Origin of the sequence: Rhodococcus sp. 7Tela_A2 (assembly GCF_049311045.1) — a bacterium.
In the GTDB taxonomy this organism is placed as follows: domain Bacteria; phylum Actinomycetota; class Actinomycetes; order Mycobacteriales; family Mycobacteriaceae; genus Rhodococcus.
This window is the reverse complement of the sequence record NZ_JAXION010000017.1, coordinates 1-14,169: the sequence shown is the minus strand read 5'-3', so window position 1 is coordinate 14,169 and position 14,169 is coordinate 1. Positions and strand designations below refer to the sequence as shown.

Genomic DNA, 14,169 nt, shown 5'->3' with positions numbered 1-14,169 from the left:
GTGAGAGCGGGTATGTCGCTCGGGCCCGGTTGCGTGCACACTTCGACCATGGAACACACAGGTGCCCCGGCACTCGAACTGCGCGACGTCGTCAAGACCTTCCGTGCGCGGGGAGGGGAGGAGGCGCATGCGGTGTCGGGCCTCGACCTCACCGTCCGGCGCGGTGCGGTCATGGCTCTGCTCGGACCCAACGGCGCAGGGAAGACGACGACGCTCGACATGGTTCTCGGGCTGACGACTCCGACCTCGGGATCGGTTGCCGTGTTCGGTGCACCTCCGCGGCAGGCCGTCCGCGAAGGCCGGGTCTCCGCCGTCCTGCAGACCGGCGGACTGCTACGCGATCTCACGGTGCGTGAAACCGTGCGCATCATCGCTTCGACTTTCGACACCCACCGCGACATCGACGACGTTCTCGACAGCGCCGGGCTCTCGGCACTCTCCCGCCGGATGGTGTCGAAGTGCTCGGGCGGAGAACAACAGCGGCTTCGTTTCGCACTCGCCCTGCTCCCGGACCCTGACCTGCTCGTCCTCGACGAACCGACCGCGGGAATGGATGTGGCCGCCCGCCGCGAGTTCTGGGCCACCATGCATGCCGAGGCCGACCGGGGCCGCACGATCGTGTTCGCAACCCACTATCTCGAAGAAGCGGACGCCTTCGCCGGTCGGATCGTCATGATGGCCGGAGGGCGGGTCGTGGCCGACGGGCCCACTGCCGAGATACGGGCTCGGGCCACCGGAAGGCTGGTCTCCGCAGAACTACCACCGGAGTCCCGAGACGACGCGCAGGCGGTCCTCGCGTCGACCCCGGGTGTCGCCGACATCTCCTGGGTCGGACCGAGAATCGAGGTCCGGACAACGGATTCCGATTCGGTGGCCCGCATCCTCCTCGTACGCTTCGATGCCCGCGACCTCGACATCGTCAGTGGTTCGCTCGAAACCGCCTTCCTCGCGCTGACACAGAAAGCAACGGCATGAACACCACTTTCGTCGGGCTGGAATTGCGGAGGACCTTCCGCGACTACGTCAACGTCTTCTTCATCGCGGTGCTGCCCGCGTTCTTCTACCTCATCTTCGGTGCGTCCCAGTCGTTCGCGACCGAGTCGGCCGGCAACGGCAACGTGGCGATGTACATCATGATTTCGATGGCTGCGTACGGCGCGGTGACCGCTACCACCGGCGTGGGCGGCACGGCAGCGGTCGAGCGGATGCAGGGCTGGGGCAGACAGTTGGGGCTGACCCCGCTCACCGACGCCTCGTATGTGGCGATGAAAGCAACGGTGGCCCTCGTGGTCGCGGCCATTCCGATCGGGCTGATCTTCGTCCTCGGAGTCTTCACCGGGGCGTCCGGCGACTCGAGTGCGTGGATCCTCAGCGCGGTGGCCGTGCTCGTCGGTGCCGCAGTGTTTTCCGTCTACGGTTTGGTCTTCGGTCTGGCCTTCCGATCGGAAGCGGCCGTCGGCGCTGCCGGCGGCAGCCTGGTAATCCTCGCGTTCCTCGGCAACATCTTCATTCCGCTGTCGGGCACGCTGCTGACCATCGCCAAGTTCACTCCGCTCTACGGCTATGTGTCGCTGGCGCGCTACCCCGTGACCGAAGGTGTGCTGATCGACCGCAGCGGAAACCCGCTGCCGTCCGAGCCGCTGTGGGTTCCGATCCTGAATCTGTCGGTGTGGGCGGTGGTCTTCGTGGCGCTCGCGACCTGGCTGGTGCAGCGCGGACGTGGCCGGCAGTGACGGAATACGACGGACCCACCCTCGTACACCGCGTGTACGCGTGCCGGAGGACGTGCCACTCGACCGCGCGGTAAGCAGGGAGTGGGTATCGGCTACCGAGGATCGGCCGAGCCGAACAACGAGCCTTGGATCAGGAGTCCCAAAGCGTGGCTCGTCGCGCGATACCGCTCGGGTGACGCGGTGGCTGCGTGAGCGCTCAGTCCCTGAAAAACGGCGAAGATCGCATCGGTGGTTCCGTCCACGTCTGCGTCAGCACTCAAGACGCCATCTCGGTGCGACTGACGGATGATCTCACCTATTACGGTCCGTAGACCTGTGTAGATCATGTCGCTGTCGCGCTCGAGCTGGAGGTGCCCGGCGCTCTCCACGCGGAGGGCGCGATCGAACGCAACGGCATGGGGATTCTCGCGCAACAGTTGCCCCCCTTCGGCGAGCACTGCCAGTAACCGGTTCACGACGCCTTCGGTGCGGTCCGCTGCGGCGGACAGGCGCGGCAGCGATACCTCGGCCATGTCCGTAAAGGCGGCTTTCACGATCTCCGCCTTGTTGGGGAAGTAGTGGTAGAGACTGCCGCTCGTGATACCGGCCAGGCGCGCGATCTCCCGGATTGTTGCTCCCGAGTAACCCACCTCGGCAACGCAACGCATCGCAGCAGCGAGGATCCTCCGACGCGTGTCCCCGCTTCTCGCGCCCACCGGCCGGCCGAGTGGCGATGGCGAGGACGGCATGGCGACTCCCAGCTCGACGACAGATGTAGGAAAGCATCGCACGCGTGCGTGCCCGGTGCGTGCGCGGGCACGCGGCGTCGAAGCCTGCTTCGGCGATCCATGTCCGCGATCACGGGCGACCCTGGCGAGGCCGCCGACGTCGGCTTGATCGACACCGCAGCTGTGGTCCGAGACAGGGGTGGCCGAATGCAACTCGGCCTCAAGAGAATTCATTAGGTCAGCTTCGGAAATCTCATCATTGACAAGATGAAATGTGAGTTGCATCATATAAACCAATCACGTGATTGATTAGCCCGACGCACTTCGGGCGGGGCGTGTGTGCGTTCGTACGGCATCGGATTCTGTCGTCGAACATCCGACGGCCTCGCTCTGTTCTCACCGCTGAATCACGAAGGTTCGTTGCCGTTGCAAAGGAGCAAGGCTTCATGACCACCACACAACCCAGCAAGACCGAAGAGCGCCCGAATCGGCCCGGAGATTGGGTAGAAACGGCGGAAGGCCTCGCCGATATCGAGCCGGGGCGGTACAACATGCACATCCCCACCGACCGCTACGTCTCCCGGGAAATTCAGGAACGCGAACGCGACAACATCTGGATGAAGACCTGGCAGGTCGCGGGGCGAACGTCTGAACTGACCGAAGTCGGTGACTGGAAGGTCTACCAGCTGTTCGACCAGTCCTACATCCTCGTCCGGGGCAAGGACGACCGTATCCGCGGTTTCGTGAATGCCTGCCGGCATCGCGGAAACCCGCTGTGTGCCGGACGGGGAAATTCCAAGCGTTTCCTGTGTCAGTACCACCTGTGGTCGTACGACCTCGACGGAAAACTGCGAGGGATCCTCCACGAGAAGACACTCGGGTCGATCGACAAGGACGAGAACTCCCTTCTCGAGGTCTCGGTCGACACGCGCGCCGGGTTCATCTTCCTCAACCCCGACCCGAATGCCGAGCCGCTCGTCGACTACCTCGGTGCCGAGGTGCTCGAGATGCTCGAGCCCTACCGGCTCGACGAGATGATCACGGTGATGGACGTGCGCGAGTCGCTCGAATGCAACTGGAAAGTTGTGGTCGACGCCTTCTCCGAGGGCTACCACATCTCGGGCATCCACCCACAGTTGTTGCGCGCGATCACGATCGAATCCGAGAAGAGCAGGTACCGGCTCCTGGGCCGGCATTCGGTCGCCTGCTCACCGTTCGAAGTGGCGAACGTCGACAAGTACGGTCCCGAGGAGCAGGTCGAGGGCATTCGTGAACTGCCCGAGACGTTTCCGTCCCTCCTGCGTACCCTGCCGCGATTCGAGGAACTGGTCGACGGGTACCGCGTCGAAGGCGAGCCACTCGCGTTCCCCGACGGAGTCACCGCGCGTACCGTCCTTCAGCAGGCCACACGCGAGGTCCTGACGGAAATGGGTCTGGACGTGAGCGACCTGACCGACGCCCAGATGAGCGACAATCACGGATGGGTGCTGTTTCCCAACTTCTTCATGACGGTTCGTGCCGGTGAAGCCACGATCATTCTCGCGCAGCCCGACCCCGGTGGCGATCCGAACCGCTGTATCTGGCAGATCACCAGCGTCATGTGGCTGCCCGACGAGATGAAGGATGTCCTCCGCGCCGATCTCGTCGATGTGGAAGAACCCGGTGAGTTCAAGTATTTCGAAGCCCTCCAGCAGGATTACGAGCAGATGCCCCGCCAGCAGCGCGGCCTGCGCAACAAGGCCCTCGACCACCTGACCCTGGTGTCGGAGGAAGTGGTTGTCGCCCACTTCCATTCGGTTCTCGACCGGTACCTCGCGGAACGCTCGCAGTACTGACACGCCCACTTTTCGAGCACACGAAGCAACAGCCCAAGGAGATATGCATGCAGCTGCGAGAAATCGCCGACGTCGTGGACGAGTACACCGGGCGATCACGCGCGGTGCTCGAATACGGCATGGTGACGAAGTCGCTTGTCGACCGAGCCAAGCAGCCCGGGTTCACGGCCGACAGCTGGTCACCGCTCGCCGAACTGGTTGCCACCGACGAGTTCGTCCGTGTCGGCAACTTCAAGGAAGTGATGAACTGGAGCGAATACGTCGACTTCCTGACCAACTGGGCGTCCTCCGCGCAGTGGGAGGGTTCTTTCAAGCGCATCACTGAAACACCCGACCTGGTGATCTTGGAACTCGAGGAACGAAGCAGCGTCGGGGAGTTCTCCAATGTTGTCGATTCCGTGTCGATATACGAATTCGACGACAACGGAAAGATCACTCACATCGACGTCTACCTACAGATGGCGTTGCCCGACAACGCAATGCTGGGTAGCTACGAAGACGTCCGGATTTCCGAATAACGCTCTGAACCCTGCCCGACGCAGGTCGGGGCATCGACAGGTTGGGGCATCGACTATTACACACGGACCAGGAGCACTGTGAACACCGAGGAACGGATCGCCCAGCATCGCCGGATGGCGGAGAGCTACAGGAACGCATACCTGCGACAGGGTGTGCAGGACGGTGACGAATACACCGACGAACACGGGCAAGAGGCGTGGAAGTTCGCCGAAGGCGCGATCTACACCTCGCCTTACTTCACAGGCGACGAGGTCATCGTCATGAGCGAAGCCCTGGCCGATACGGGCAAGGCCGCGACGATGGAGGCGAAGGCCTACTCGCTGACTTTCCCCGACTGGAAGCCGACGGACTTCAAGTACTGGCCGGCCGACAACGGCTTCGTCATGAAAACCCGGTGGCACGGCCACACCGTGGACGGAACCGGGATGGGTTTCTACTCCTACAGTTTCGTCGAAACCGACGAGCGAGGTGAGATCACGCGCTGGGAAACACACGTCAACGACGAGTACAGCCCCTTCCTCGAAGTCGCGATCGGGGTCAGCGGCCCGTTCCACGGCAATGCCGCATATCTCGAAGCACTCGAGCGCTGCCTGGAGAAGGCCGGCGTCACGATGTGAGACTCCGCCGGAGGTGGCATCGGCATCGTTCGGTGCCACCCTCGTGTCTCGACTACCCATCCCCTGTAGGAAAGGAAGTCTCCACCATGGAGTCCGTAGCACTGAGCCCCCTGTTCGGCACGGAGTTCAGGGGCGTCGACAGCCTCGCGGACGACGCGGTCGTCGCTCGGGTGACCGAGGCGCTGAAGTGGCGAGGCGTCGTACTCATCCGAGGGTTGCACCTCGACAACGATGCGCAGATTGCTTTCAGCCGCTCCCTGGGTGAACTCGTCAAGCCGTTGCCGAACGAAGAAATCATGACGGTGTCGCTGGATCCCGAGAAGACGGTCGCGGCAGAGTATCTCAAGGGCACCTTCAGTTGGCACATCGACGACACGACCAACAAGGTACCGGCGAAGGCGACCACGCTCACCGCGCGGCAGATCGCGGAGGAGGGCGGCGGCACCGAGTTCGCCAGTACGTACGCAGCGTACGAGAACCTGCCGGAACACGAGAAGAAGCGTTACGAGAAACTGCGTGTGGTGCACAGCTTCGAAGCTGCGCAGCGCACCGTGTACCCCGACCCCACCGATGAGCAGGTCGCCTTGTGGCGCACGCTGCCCAGGAACGAGTCGTCGCTGGTGTGGGAACGACGAGACGGCCGGCGTTCCCTGGTGATCGGCGCGACCGCCGACCACGTCGTGGGGATGGACCCGGACGAGAGCCGGAAGCTCCTCGACGAACTGCTCGCCTGGACGACCCAGGAACGGTTCTCCTACCTGCACGAGTGGGAGGTAGGGGACCTCGTCATGTGGGACAACACCGGGATGCTCCACCGCGCGCAGCGATACGACTCCAAGTCGGAACGTCTCATGCAGCGGACGACGATCGTGGGAGATGAGGCATGGGCGTGAAGACGGCCGTCGTCACAGGGGGCGGGTCCGGGATCGGCCGTGCGGTCGCGGAGCGATTACGTAAGGACGGGCACCAGGTCGCGGTCTTCGACATCGCAACGTCCGGTGGCGAACTCGAATACACCGTCGATGTGTCCGACCGCGCCGGGATCGACGCCGCTCTGGCCGAGGTACGTGAACGGCTCGGGCCCGTCACCATTCTGGTGAACGGCGCGGGCGTCGAGGTGTACAAGCGATTCGCCAACCTCACGTTCGAAGTGTGGCAGCGTGCGATCGAGGTCAACTTGCACGGGGTTTTCCATTGCACGCAGGCAGTCCTGCCCGACATGATCGAGGCGGGCTGGGGCCGGATCGTGAACATTTCCTCGTCGAGCACGCACGCGGGTCAGCCGTTCATGTCCGCGTACGTTGCCGCCAAGAGCGGCGTCAACGGTCTCACCAAATCGCTCGCGTTGGAGTACGGCCCGGACGGGATTACGGTCAACGCCGTGCCGCCGGGGTTCGTCGACACCCCGATGCTGCGACGCGCCGAAGGCAAGGGTCTGCTCGGGGGAACCATCGACGAACACATCCAGCGCACACCGGTCCGGAGGGTCGGTCGCCCGGAGGATATCGCGGCTGCGTGTTCGTTCCTCATCTCGGATGACGCCGGCTACATCACGGGCCAGATCCTCGGAGTGAACGGTGGCAGAAACACCTGAGAAGCATTGTCGGGCAACCGGTGTGGTGTGGGGCGATTGTGAGAGTTGCACCCGCAGGTCACCGGCTCGACGAAGCATGCTGATGCAGTTCCCGGACGACAGCGATTCGGCTCGTCGCTGTCGGCCGGGTGGTCGCGGTCAGGCGGGGTCTCCAGCCGAGGTGAACCTGCGTACCGCACCCGGGTCTGTCCGTGTTCACACTCGTACCCGCCCTTGCCGACGCCGTGCGGTGGGTGCGGAGGGAAAACACGGTTGACAGCGTTCCGTCCTCGCCGCCACGCTGGAACCCGACGCTTCGGAGTGATCCCTCACGCGAAAGGTGCGCCGATGCCCACCGTCGATCTCGCTGCAGGGCCCGTTCACTATGTCGAACACGGTGACGGACCGGCCGTGGTCTTCTTGCACGGCCTGCTCATGAACCACACGGTGTGGGACGAGGTGATCGACCGGTTACCCGCCGGGTTCCGTTATGTGCGACCGGATCTACCGCTCGGTGCGCACCCCGAACCGATGCGTCCCGACGCGGATCTGAGCTTGCGCGGTCTGAACCGGATCGTGGCGGACTTTCTCGACGCGCTCGACCTGAACGACGTCACGCTGGTGCACAGTGATTGGGGCGGGGCTCTGTTCCTCACCGCGTACGGACTGGACGACCGCCTCGGCCGTCTGATCCTGCTGCCGTGCGAGGCCTTCGACAACTTCCCGCCGGGCCTGCCGGGCAAGATGGCGGTCCTCGCTGCGCGTATCCCGGGTGGCCTGGCACTCGCGCTGCGGCAACTCCGGGTTTCGTGGCTGCGCAACACGCCGCCGTTGCTCGGCTGGATGGCCCGCACGCCCCTGCCCGACGACCTCGTCCGTACCTGGACCGAACCCGGACTCCGCAGCAAGGACATACGCCGTGATCTGCGCAAGTACGTCGCGACCCGCTTCATCGCAACCGAACTCGTCGCCGATACCGAAGCGCTGCAGCATTTCACCGGTCCGGCGCTGGTGCTGTGGTCGTCGGCCGGCAAGGTCATGCCGCGCAGCCACGGGCGACGGCTCGCAAATCTGCTGCCGAACGGGACACTCGTGGAGGTCGACGACGCCTATGTGCTGTCGATGCTCGACCGGCCCGAGACGATCGCACAGGCGATGACGACGTTTCTCGTCGCGGAGCGCTCGTAAGTCACACGAGATCGACAGTCACACGAGATCGACAGTCACACGAGATCGACGATCAGCCACCCGCCGTGGTGTTCGAACACCTCGTACCGAAAACCTGTCGTGCGTCCGAGCGCGTCGAGCGACGCGAGATCGAATGTCCGGATGTGCCCGTGACACGCGGTTGCCTCGTCCTCGAACGGCACCGCGACCACCACGCGTGCACGCGCGATGCGCAGCGCTTCGGCGAGAACGGCGGCTCCCGTCTCGTGGTCGACGTGCTCGAGCAGGTGGATCGCCGTGACGGTGTCCGCGCTGTCGTCGGGAACGGGCACTCCGGCCGCGTTGCAGACGAGGGTGTCCACAGCCAGGCCCAAACGGGGTGCGACCGCGTCGAGCAGTCGCATCGTGCCGGGTAGGATGTCGGTGGCGACCACGTCGAAGCCTGCTCCTGCGAGCCGCAACGGCAGGAACCCGAAGCACGACCCGAGGTCGAGTACGCGGCCTCGTGCCAACGTGGCGGCCTTGTCGTGGATCGGAGCGAACTCTGCTGTGCCGTCGAGCAGTTCGTTCAACGAGTTGCGGTAATAGGTGACCCACGACTCGAGAGCTCCGGGGACCGTCGAGCGGACGAGGCCGACCATCGTCAACTCGAACTCGTTCTGCCCGAACTCGGCGTCCTGGACAGATGCGGTCACGTCGGCGACGAGGCGTTCACTGAGCAGGTCGGGAGTGAGCGCGTGCGTCACGTGCAGTCCGTCGGTGGTGCGGCGCAACCTGATCGGGCCGGAGGGCACCCGCTCGACGGTCACGTGGTCGTGTGTCCACCGGCCCGGTGGGCGTGGCGCGAGAGAATCCAGCACAGCCATTGTCTGTCAACCTCTTTCGAGTGGGGGAGTGCTCGGGCCGAGTCCTTCGGAGAGTGTGAGCATTCCTGTTCCGAGCAGGTCGCGCAGGTCCGAGTCGGCGTCGGTGAGCCACTGCTCGTAGGACGCGACCGCGACGCCCAGCACGAGGTAGGCGACGGTCCTCGGGATGTGGTCGTCGGCGCGGGCACCGGTGTGGCGCGCGACGAACTCGGCGATTGCCGCGCGCCACCCCTGGTACATCACCGACGAGTACCCCTGGAGGGCGGGAGTGCGCAGGATCAGTTCCATGCGGGCGCGATGCCGCTCGTTCTCGGATGCCGGAAAGGTGTTGAAGTCGAGTAGTGCGGCGGTGAGCGCGTCCGCGAGCGAATCGTCCGGCGGGACCTCTGCGAGTCGTCGGCGCATGCGTTCGAGCTGGCCGTCGAAGTCACCCCACGCGACCGCATTCTTCGAGGGGAAGTACCGGAAGAAGGTGCGCCGCGCGATGCCCGCCGCCTCGGCGATGTCGTCGACGCTGGTCTCGTCGAAGCCGCGGGTGCGGAAGAGTTCGATGCCGACCGCCGCCAGCGATTCTCTCGTGGTGGAGGGGCGCCGGCCGGTCCGGGTGGACGGCTCTCGGCGGTCAGGCATATTTCCCTCGATCCATGGATGACATTCTGCACTCGATGCCATTACAGTGGTGAACCGAGTCACAACGCTAGCCCTGTTGTGACGTGGACTCCACATGTGGAGTGAAAATTCGAGGAGGAATCATGTCCGATCGCGACAACGCGGTGATCGAGTCCGAGCTGATCGAGGAGTCCCTCGTGGAAGAGGTCTCGATCGACGGCATGTGCGGCGTCTACTGATCATGTCCGCCCCCGGAGCCACCGCCGTGGCGACCACACAGTTCGACCCGGGCGCCACGTGGCGGCTCCACCCGCAGGTAGCGCTTCGCCCCGAGCCTTTCGGGGCGTTGCTCTACCACTTCGGCACCCGCAAACTGTCGTTCCTGAAGAACACCGTCATCGTCGACGTCGTCCGGTCCCTCGACGACCACGCGTCGGTGCGGGAGGCCTTGCGCGCCCATGGAATCGACGAGAGCGCCGAGCGGCCCTACGTGCGTGCCCTCGGCACGCTGGCCGACTCGCACATGATCGTGCCCGCCTGACGCCCCGACCCAGCAAGGACCCGCTATGACGTCTCTGCTCGAATCCCCCGTCACCACCGCGCCTCCGAAAGTCGGTCGACTCGTCGACCAATTCGAGAAGGGCCTCGACGCTCCGATCTGCCTGACGTGGGAACTGACCTACGCCTGCAACCTCTCGTGTGTGCACTGCCTGTCCTCGTCGGGCAAGCGCGACCCGCGTGAGCTGTCCACGGAACAGTGCAAGGCCATCATCGACGAACTGCAACGCATGCAGGTGTTCTACGTGAACATCGGTGGCGGCGAGCCCACCGTGCGCTCGGACTTCTGGGAGCTCGTCGACTACGCCACCGAGCACCAGGTCGGCGTGAAGTTCTCCACCAACGGCGTGCGCATCGACAAGAAGGTCGCGGCGCGGCTGGCAGCGTCCGACTACGTGGACGTGCAGATCTCCCTCGACGGCGCGACCGCCGAGGTCAACGATGCCGTACGCGGCCCCGGTTCCTTCGCGATGGCTGTGCGCGCGCTCGAGAACCTGTCCGAGGCGGGCTTCCGCGACGCGAAGATCTCCGTCGTGGTCACCCGCCACAACGTCGATCAGCTCGACGACTTCAAGGCGCTCGCCGACCGTTACGACGCGACACTGCGCATCACCCGGCTGCGTCCGTCGGGCCGCGCCGTGGACGTCTGGGACGACCTGCACCCCACCCACGACCAGCAGCGACAGCTCTACGACTGGCTCGTCGCACACGGCGAAGGCGTCCTGACCGGCGACTCGTTCTTCCACCTGTCCGCCTTCGGCGGCGACAGCGGCGGCGGGGCTCTGCCCGGCCTGAACCTCTGTGGTGCGGGCCGTGTCGTGTGCCTGATCGATCCGATCGGTGACGTCTACGCGTGCCCGTTCGCGATCCACGAGAACTTCCACGCCGGGAACATCCTCACCGACGGCGGTTTCGCCGAGGTGTGGAAGAACTCCGACCTGTTCCGGGAACTGCGCGAACCGCAGTCCGCCGGCGCGTGCGCCTCGTGCAACTTCTACGACTCGTGCCGCGGCGGCTGCATGGCGGCGAAGTTCTTCACCGGCCTTCCGATGGACGGACCCGACCCGGAATGTGTTCAGGGATACGGACAGTCGGCCCTCGAGGCCGAACGGACGGTGCCGCAGTCGAGCGTAGACCACTCGCGTACCGGCAAGCGGGCCGAGCGTCGCACCCCGGCAGCACCGGTGCCACTCACGCTGCTCGCCAAGCCGCCCGCCAAATTCTGCGACGAGAACCCTCTCGCAGGCCTGTAGATCTCGAGGAGAGAAGTTCACGATGGCCAAGTTCTCGTGGCTGAAGAATCCCTGGAAGCAGAGCGACTGGTTCGAAACGGTCGCCGTGGCGCAGGAGCGTGCACGCAAGCGGCTGCCGAAGTCGGTGTACGGCGCGCTCGTGGCGGGGTCCGAAGCCGGCATCACCGTCGACGACAATCTCGCGGCGTTCCGCGAACTCGGTTTCGCCCCGCACGTCGCAGGACTGTCGGAGAAGCGCGACATGGGCACCAGGGTCATGGGACAGGACGTGGCCATGCCCGTCCTCATCTCGCCGACCGGCGTCCAGGCCGTCCACCCGGACGGAGAGGTAGCCGTCGCCCGCGCGGCCGCCGCACGGGGAATCGCGATGGGTCTCAGCTCGTTCGCGAGTAAATCCATCGAGGATGTGGCCGCGGCCAACGACAAGACCTTCTTCCAGATGTACTGGGTCGGCAGCCGCGACGTGCTCGTCCAGCGCATGGAACGCGCCCGCGCGGCCGGTGCCAAGGGTCTCATCATGACCCTGGACTGGTCCTTCTCCAACGGTCGTGACTGGGGGAGTCCCGCTATCCCCGAGCGGATGAGCCTCGACGCGATGGTGAAGTTCGCACCCGAGGGCATCATCCGGCCCAAGTGGCTTCTGGACTGGGCCCGCACCGGCGGCGTCCCGGACCTCACCACCCCGAATCTCACCCCGCCCGGCGGGGACACGCCGACGTTCTTCGGCGCGTACGGCGAGTGGATGAGCACCCCGCTGCCCACCTGGGAAGACGTGGCGTGGCTGCGTGAACAGTGGGGCGACGCCCCGTTCATGCTCAAGGGCGTCATGCGCGTCGACGACGCCAAGCGCGCCGTCGACGCCGGCGTCACGGCGATCTCGGTGTCGAACCACGGCGGCAACAACCTCGACGGCACCCCGGCCCCCATCCGCGCGCTCCCGGCTATCGCGGAGGCGGTCGGCAACGACATCGAGGTGCTGCTCGACGGTGGCATCCGGCGCGGCAGCGACGTCGTCAAGGCCGTTGCGCTCGGTGCCGACGCCGTCATGATCGGCCGCGCCTACCTGTGGGGTCTCGCGGCCAACGGCCAGGCGGGTGTCGAGAACGTCCTCGACATCCTCGGCGGCGGAATAGGTTCCGCCCTCTTGGGCCTCGGCCGTGATTCGATCCACGACCTCACACCCGGTGACGTCGTCGTCCCGCCCGGATTCCGTCGCGATCTGGGAGTCGAGTAGCTCCTACCGGTATGAGCTTTGCCCTCACCGATCCGATCACCCTCGCCGGCCGCACTGCGCCGTCGAGGGTGATCTTCGGTCCACACGAGACCAATCTCGCTGCGGGACGGAGATTCTCGAGGCGACACCGCGCGTACTACGAGCGTCGGGCCCGGGGCGGTGCGGGCGTCGTGATCACCGAAGTGGCGTCGGTTCTCGCCGGCGACCGTCCCTACGAACGGGCTCCTCTCGCGGCCGAATCAGGGGAAGGCTGGGCGGATATCGTCTCGGCGTGCCGGCCGCACGGCGCACTCGTCCTGGCCGGACTCGGGCACTGCGGACTCCAGGGCTCCAGCGCCTGGACCCGAGCGCCGCTGTGGGCCCCGTCGCGCGTACCCGACCCCGCGACGCGTGAACTCTCCGCAGAGATGACTCCCGGCGACATCGAATCCGTGATCACCGGATTCCGTGCTGCGGCGGCCGTCGCGGTCGATGCCGACGCCGACGGCGTCGAACTCGATGCCGGACCGACCGCCCTGCTCCGGCAGTTCCTGTCCGCCCTGACGAACCACCGCAGCGACCGATACGGCTCCGACCGGACACGCCTCCTCCGGGAGGTGATCGCCGCCGTGCGCGCCGAACTCGGACCTGGCCGGGTCGTGGCGCTGCGCCTGAGTTGCGACGAGAACGCCCCGTGGGCCGGCCTCACACCGGACGTCGCCGCCGGCTACGCGCGGGAAGTCGCACCGTCGCTCGACTTGCTCACCGTCGTCCGTGGGGGCTTGTTCAAGCCGGAAACGTACCGGCCCGACGCGCACACGCCGGCGGACTTCAACCGAGACCTGTGCAACCAGGTCCGCGCGGCCGTCGCGGGCACCGTGCCGGTGGTGTTGCAGGGCAGCGTCGTCCATCCTTCGTCCGCCCAGGAAGCTCTCGATCTGGGGGTGTGCGATGCGGTGGAGATGACCCGTGCGCAGATCGCCGACCCCGACCTCGTCGACTCGATCCGCGACCACCGCGATCCGCGGCCGTGTGTGCGCTGCAACCAGGCGTGCCTCGTGCGCGACTTCCGCAATCCGGAAGTCGGATGTATCGCCAACCCGGAGGCGGGTCAGGAAGATCGTCCGGCCGCCCCTGCGGCGACCGCGGCGCGTGACGTGCTCGTCGTCGGCGGGGGGCCTGCCGGGCTGGAAGCGGCACGCGGTCTCGCGGGACGTGGCCACCGTGTGACCGTCGCCGAGCGCACCGATCGCGTCGGAGGGATGCTGCACACCGCGGCACGCGGCACGGGTGCTCCCGACTTCGGACTGCTTGCACAGTGGCTCGAGGACCGCTGCCGGGACCTCGGTGTCGTCGTCCGCACCGGCGTCACCGTCACCTCGGACGACCTCGACGCCGCGATGGGGGCCGGCACCACGGTGGTGCTGGCCACCCGCAGCCGCCCCCGCCCCCCCCGCTTCCCGGTCCACCCGGGTGGCCGCGACGGCCCCCCCCCGGGGTGCCGCCCCCCCCCCGCCCC

16 protein-coding genes are annotated in these 14,169 nt (G+C 65.9%); 13 read left to right on the top strand and 3 right to left on the bottom strand.

Going from position 1 to position 14,169, the window contains the following annotated elements; all coding sequences use genetic code 11:
* The first annotated feature begins 48 nt into the window (after positions 1–48).
* Both TVH25_RS05325 and TVH25_RS05320 read left to right on the top strand, forming a co-directional pair.
* Complete coding sequence (locus TVH25_RS05325) at positions 49–975, top strand: ABC transporter ATP-binding protein (protein WP_422423518.1); 927 nt, start codon at positions 49–51, stop codon at positions 973–975.
* Positions 972–1,733, top strand: a complete 762-nt coding sequence (locus TVH25_RS05320) for an ABC transporter permease (protein ID WP_422423517.1) — start codon at positions 972–974, stop codon at positions 1,731–1,733. Before TVH25_RS05325 ends, TVH25_RS05320 begins: the two co-directional genes overlap by 4 nt.
* Positions 1,734–1,825: 92 nt before the next feature.
* On the opposite strand, the gene TVH25_RS05315 is transcribed toward TVH25_RS05320, so the two are convergent.
* Entirely contained in the window at positions 1,826–2,461 is a 636-nt protein-coding gene (locus TVH25_RS05315; protein ID WP_422423516.1) for a TetR/AcrR family transcriptional regulator, read from the bottom strand.
* A gap of 425 nt (positions 2,462–2,886) precedes the next feature.
* Between TVH25_RS05315 and TVH25_RS05310 the strand changes: the two genes are divergently transcribed.
* The 6 genes from TVH25_RS05310 (at position 2,887) to TVH25_RS05285 (ending at position 8,172) form a co-directional block, all read left to right on the top strand.
* The gene (locus TVH25_RS05310) at positions 2,887–4,275 is read left to right on the top strand and encodes an aromatic ring-hydroxylating oxygenase subunit alpha (RefSeq protein WP_296549340.1); all 1,389 of its coding nucleotides are present in this window, start codon (positions 2,887–2,889) and stop codon (positions 4,273–4,275) included.
* 47 nt (positions 4,276–4,322) lie between these two features.
* Complete coding sequence (locus tag TVH25_RS05305) at positions 4,323–4,793, top strand: hypothetical protein (RefSeq protein WP_296549341.1); 471 nt, start codon at positions 4,323–4,325, stop codon at positions 4,791–4,793.
* A gap of 78 nt (positions 4,794–4,871) precedes the next feature.
* Positions 4,872–5,411: a hypothetical protein gene (locus TVH25_RS05300; RefSeq protein ID WP_296549342.1), complete on the top strand. Its 540-nt coding sequence runs from the start codon at positions 4,872–4,874 to the stop codon at positions 5,409–5,411.
* A gap of 86 nt (positions 5,412–5,497) precedes the next feature.
* Positions 5,498–6,304, top strand: a complete 807-nt coding sequence (locus TVH25_RS05295) for a TauD/TfdA dioxygenase family protein (protein WP_296549343.1) — start codon at positions 5,498–5,500, stop codon at positions 6,302–6,304.
* Positions 6,301–7,005, top strand: coding sequence for an SDR family NAD(P)-dependent oxidoreductase (locus tag TVH25_RS05290; RefSeq protein ID WP_296549348.1), 705 nt, complete (start codon positions 6,301–6,303; stop codon positions 7,003–7,005). The genes TVH25_RS05295 and TVH25_RS05290 overlap by 4 nt, the downstream gene beginning before the upstream one ends.
* A 327-nt stretch (positions 7,006–7,332) precedes the next feature.
* On the top strand, positions 7,333–8,172 hold the full coding sequence (locus TVH25_RS05285; RefSeq protein ID WP_422423515.1) for an alpha/beta fold hydrolase: 840 nt from the start codon (positions 7,333–7,335) through the stop codon (positions 8,170–8,172).
* Between the two features lie 35 nt (positions 8,173–8,207).
* Here TVH25_RS05285 and mftM read toward each other — a convergent pair whose 3' ends face one another.
* Together mftM and mftR are read right to left on the bottom strand one after the other, a co-directional pair.
* Positions 8,208–9,017 carry a mycofactocin oligosaccharide methyltransferase MftM gene (mftM, locus tag TVH25_RS05280; protein WP_422423513.1) on the bottom strand — a complete coding sequence of 270 codons (810 nt, stop codon included), beginning with the start codon at positions 9,015–9,017 and terminating at the stop codon, positions 8,208–8,210.
* Between the two features lie 6 nt (positions 9,018–9,023).
* On the bottom strand, positions 9,024–9,647 hold the full coding sequence (mftR, locus tag TVH25_RS05275) for a mycofactocin system transcriptional regulator (protein ID WP_422423512.1): 624 nt from the start codon (positions 9,645–9,647) through the stop codon (positions 9,024–9,026).
* Between the two features lie 122 nt (positions 9,648–9,769).
* Here mftR and mftA point away from each other — a divergent pair, with 122 nt between their 5' ends.
* The 5 genes from mftA to TVH25_RS05250 form a co-directional block, all read left to right on the top strand.
* Positions 9,770–9,865, top strand: coding sequence for a mycofactocin precursor MftA (gene mftA, locus TVH25_RS05270; RefSeq protein WP_068159438.1), 96 nt, complete (start codon positions 9,770–9,772; stop codon positions 9,863–9,865).
* 2 nt (positions 9,866–9,867) lie between these two features.
* Positions 9,868–10,167, top strand: a complete 300-nt coding sequence (mftB, locus tag TVH25_RS05265) for a mycofactocin biosynthesis chaperone MftB (RefSeq protein WP_296550397.1) — start codon at positions 9,868–9,870, stop codon at positions 10,165–10,167.
* A 25-nt stretch (positions 10,168–10,192) separates the two neighbouring features.
* A complete protein-coding gene (gene mftC / locus TVH25_RS05260) occupies positions 10,193–11,437 on the top strand; it encodes a mycofactocin radical SAM maturase (RefSeq protein WP_422423511.1) in 1,245 nt (414 codons plus the stop codon).
* 22 nt (positions 11,438–11,459) lie between these two features.
* The gene (gene mftD, locus TVH25_RS05255) at positions 11,460–12,671 is read left to right on the top strand and encodes a pre-mycofactocin synthase MftD (RefSeq protein ID WP_169651235.1); all 1,212 of its coding nucleotides are present in this window, start codon (positions 11,460–11,462) and stop codon (positions 12,669–12,671) included.
* A gap of 11 nt (positions 12,672–12,682) precedes the next feature.
* A partial coding sequence (locus TVH25_RS05250; protein WP_422423510.1) for a mycofactocin system FadH/OYE family oxidoreductase 1 occupies positions 12,683–14,169 on the top strand: 1,487 nt, incomplete at its 3' end.

Coding starts and splice junctions, on each gene's coding strand:
- mftD (WP_169651235.1), top strand. CDS start 11,460: ATGGCCAAGTTCTCGTGGCTGAAGAATCCCTGGAAGCAGAGCGACTGG.
- TVH25_RS05320 (WP_422423517.1), top strand. CDS start 972: ATGAACACCACTTTCGTCGGGCTGGAATTGCGGAGGACCTTCCGCGAC.
- mftB (WP_296550397.1), top strand. CDS start 9,868: ATGTCCGCCCCCGGAGCCACCGCCGTGGCGACCACACAGTTCGACCCG.
- mftA (WP_068159438.1), top strand. CDS start 9,770: ATGTCCGATCGCGACAACGCGGTGATCGAGTCCGAGCTGATCGAGGAG.
- TVH25_RS05315 (WP_422423516.1), bottom strand. CDS start 2,461: ATGCCGTCCTCGCCATCGCCACTCGGCCGGCCGGTGGGCGCGAGAAGC.
- TVH25_RS05310 (WP_296549340.1), top strand. CDS start 2,887: ATGACCACCACACAACCCAGCAAGACCGAAGAGCGCCCGAATCGGCCC.
- mftC (WP_422423511.1), top strand. CDS start 10,193: ATGACGTCTCTGCTCGAATCCCCCGTCACCACCGCGCCTCCGAAAGTC.
- TVH25_RS05305 (WP_296549341.1), top strand. CDS start 4,323: ATGCAGCTGCGAGAAATCGCCGACGTCGTGGACGAGTACACCGGGCGA.
- TVH25_RS05325 (WP_422423518.1), top strand. CDS start 49: ATGGAACACACAGGTGCCCCGGCACTCGAACTGCGCGACGTCGTCAAG.
- mftM (WP_422423513.1), bottom strand. CDS start 9,017: ATGGCTGTGCTGGATTCTCTCGCGCCACGCCCACCGGGCCGGTGGACA.
- mftR (WP_422423512.1), bottom strand. CDS start 9,647: ATGCCTGACCGCCGAGAGCCGTCCACCCGGACCGGCCGGCGCCCCTCC.
- TVH25_RS05285 (WP_422423515.1), top strand. CDS start 7,333: ATGCCCACCGTCGATCTCGCTGCAGGGCCCGTTCACTATGTCGAACAC.
- TVH25_RS05295 (WP_296549343.1), top strand. CDS start 5,498: ATGGAGTCCGTAGCACTGAGCCCCCTGTTCGGCACGGAGTTCAGGGGC.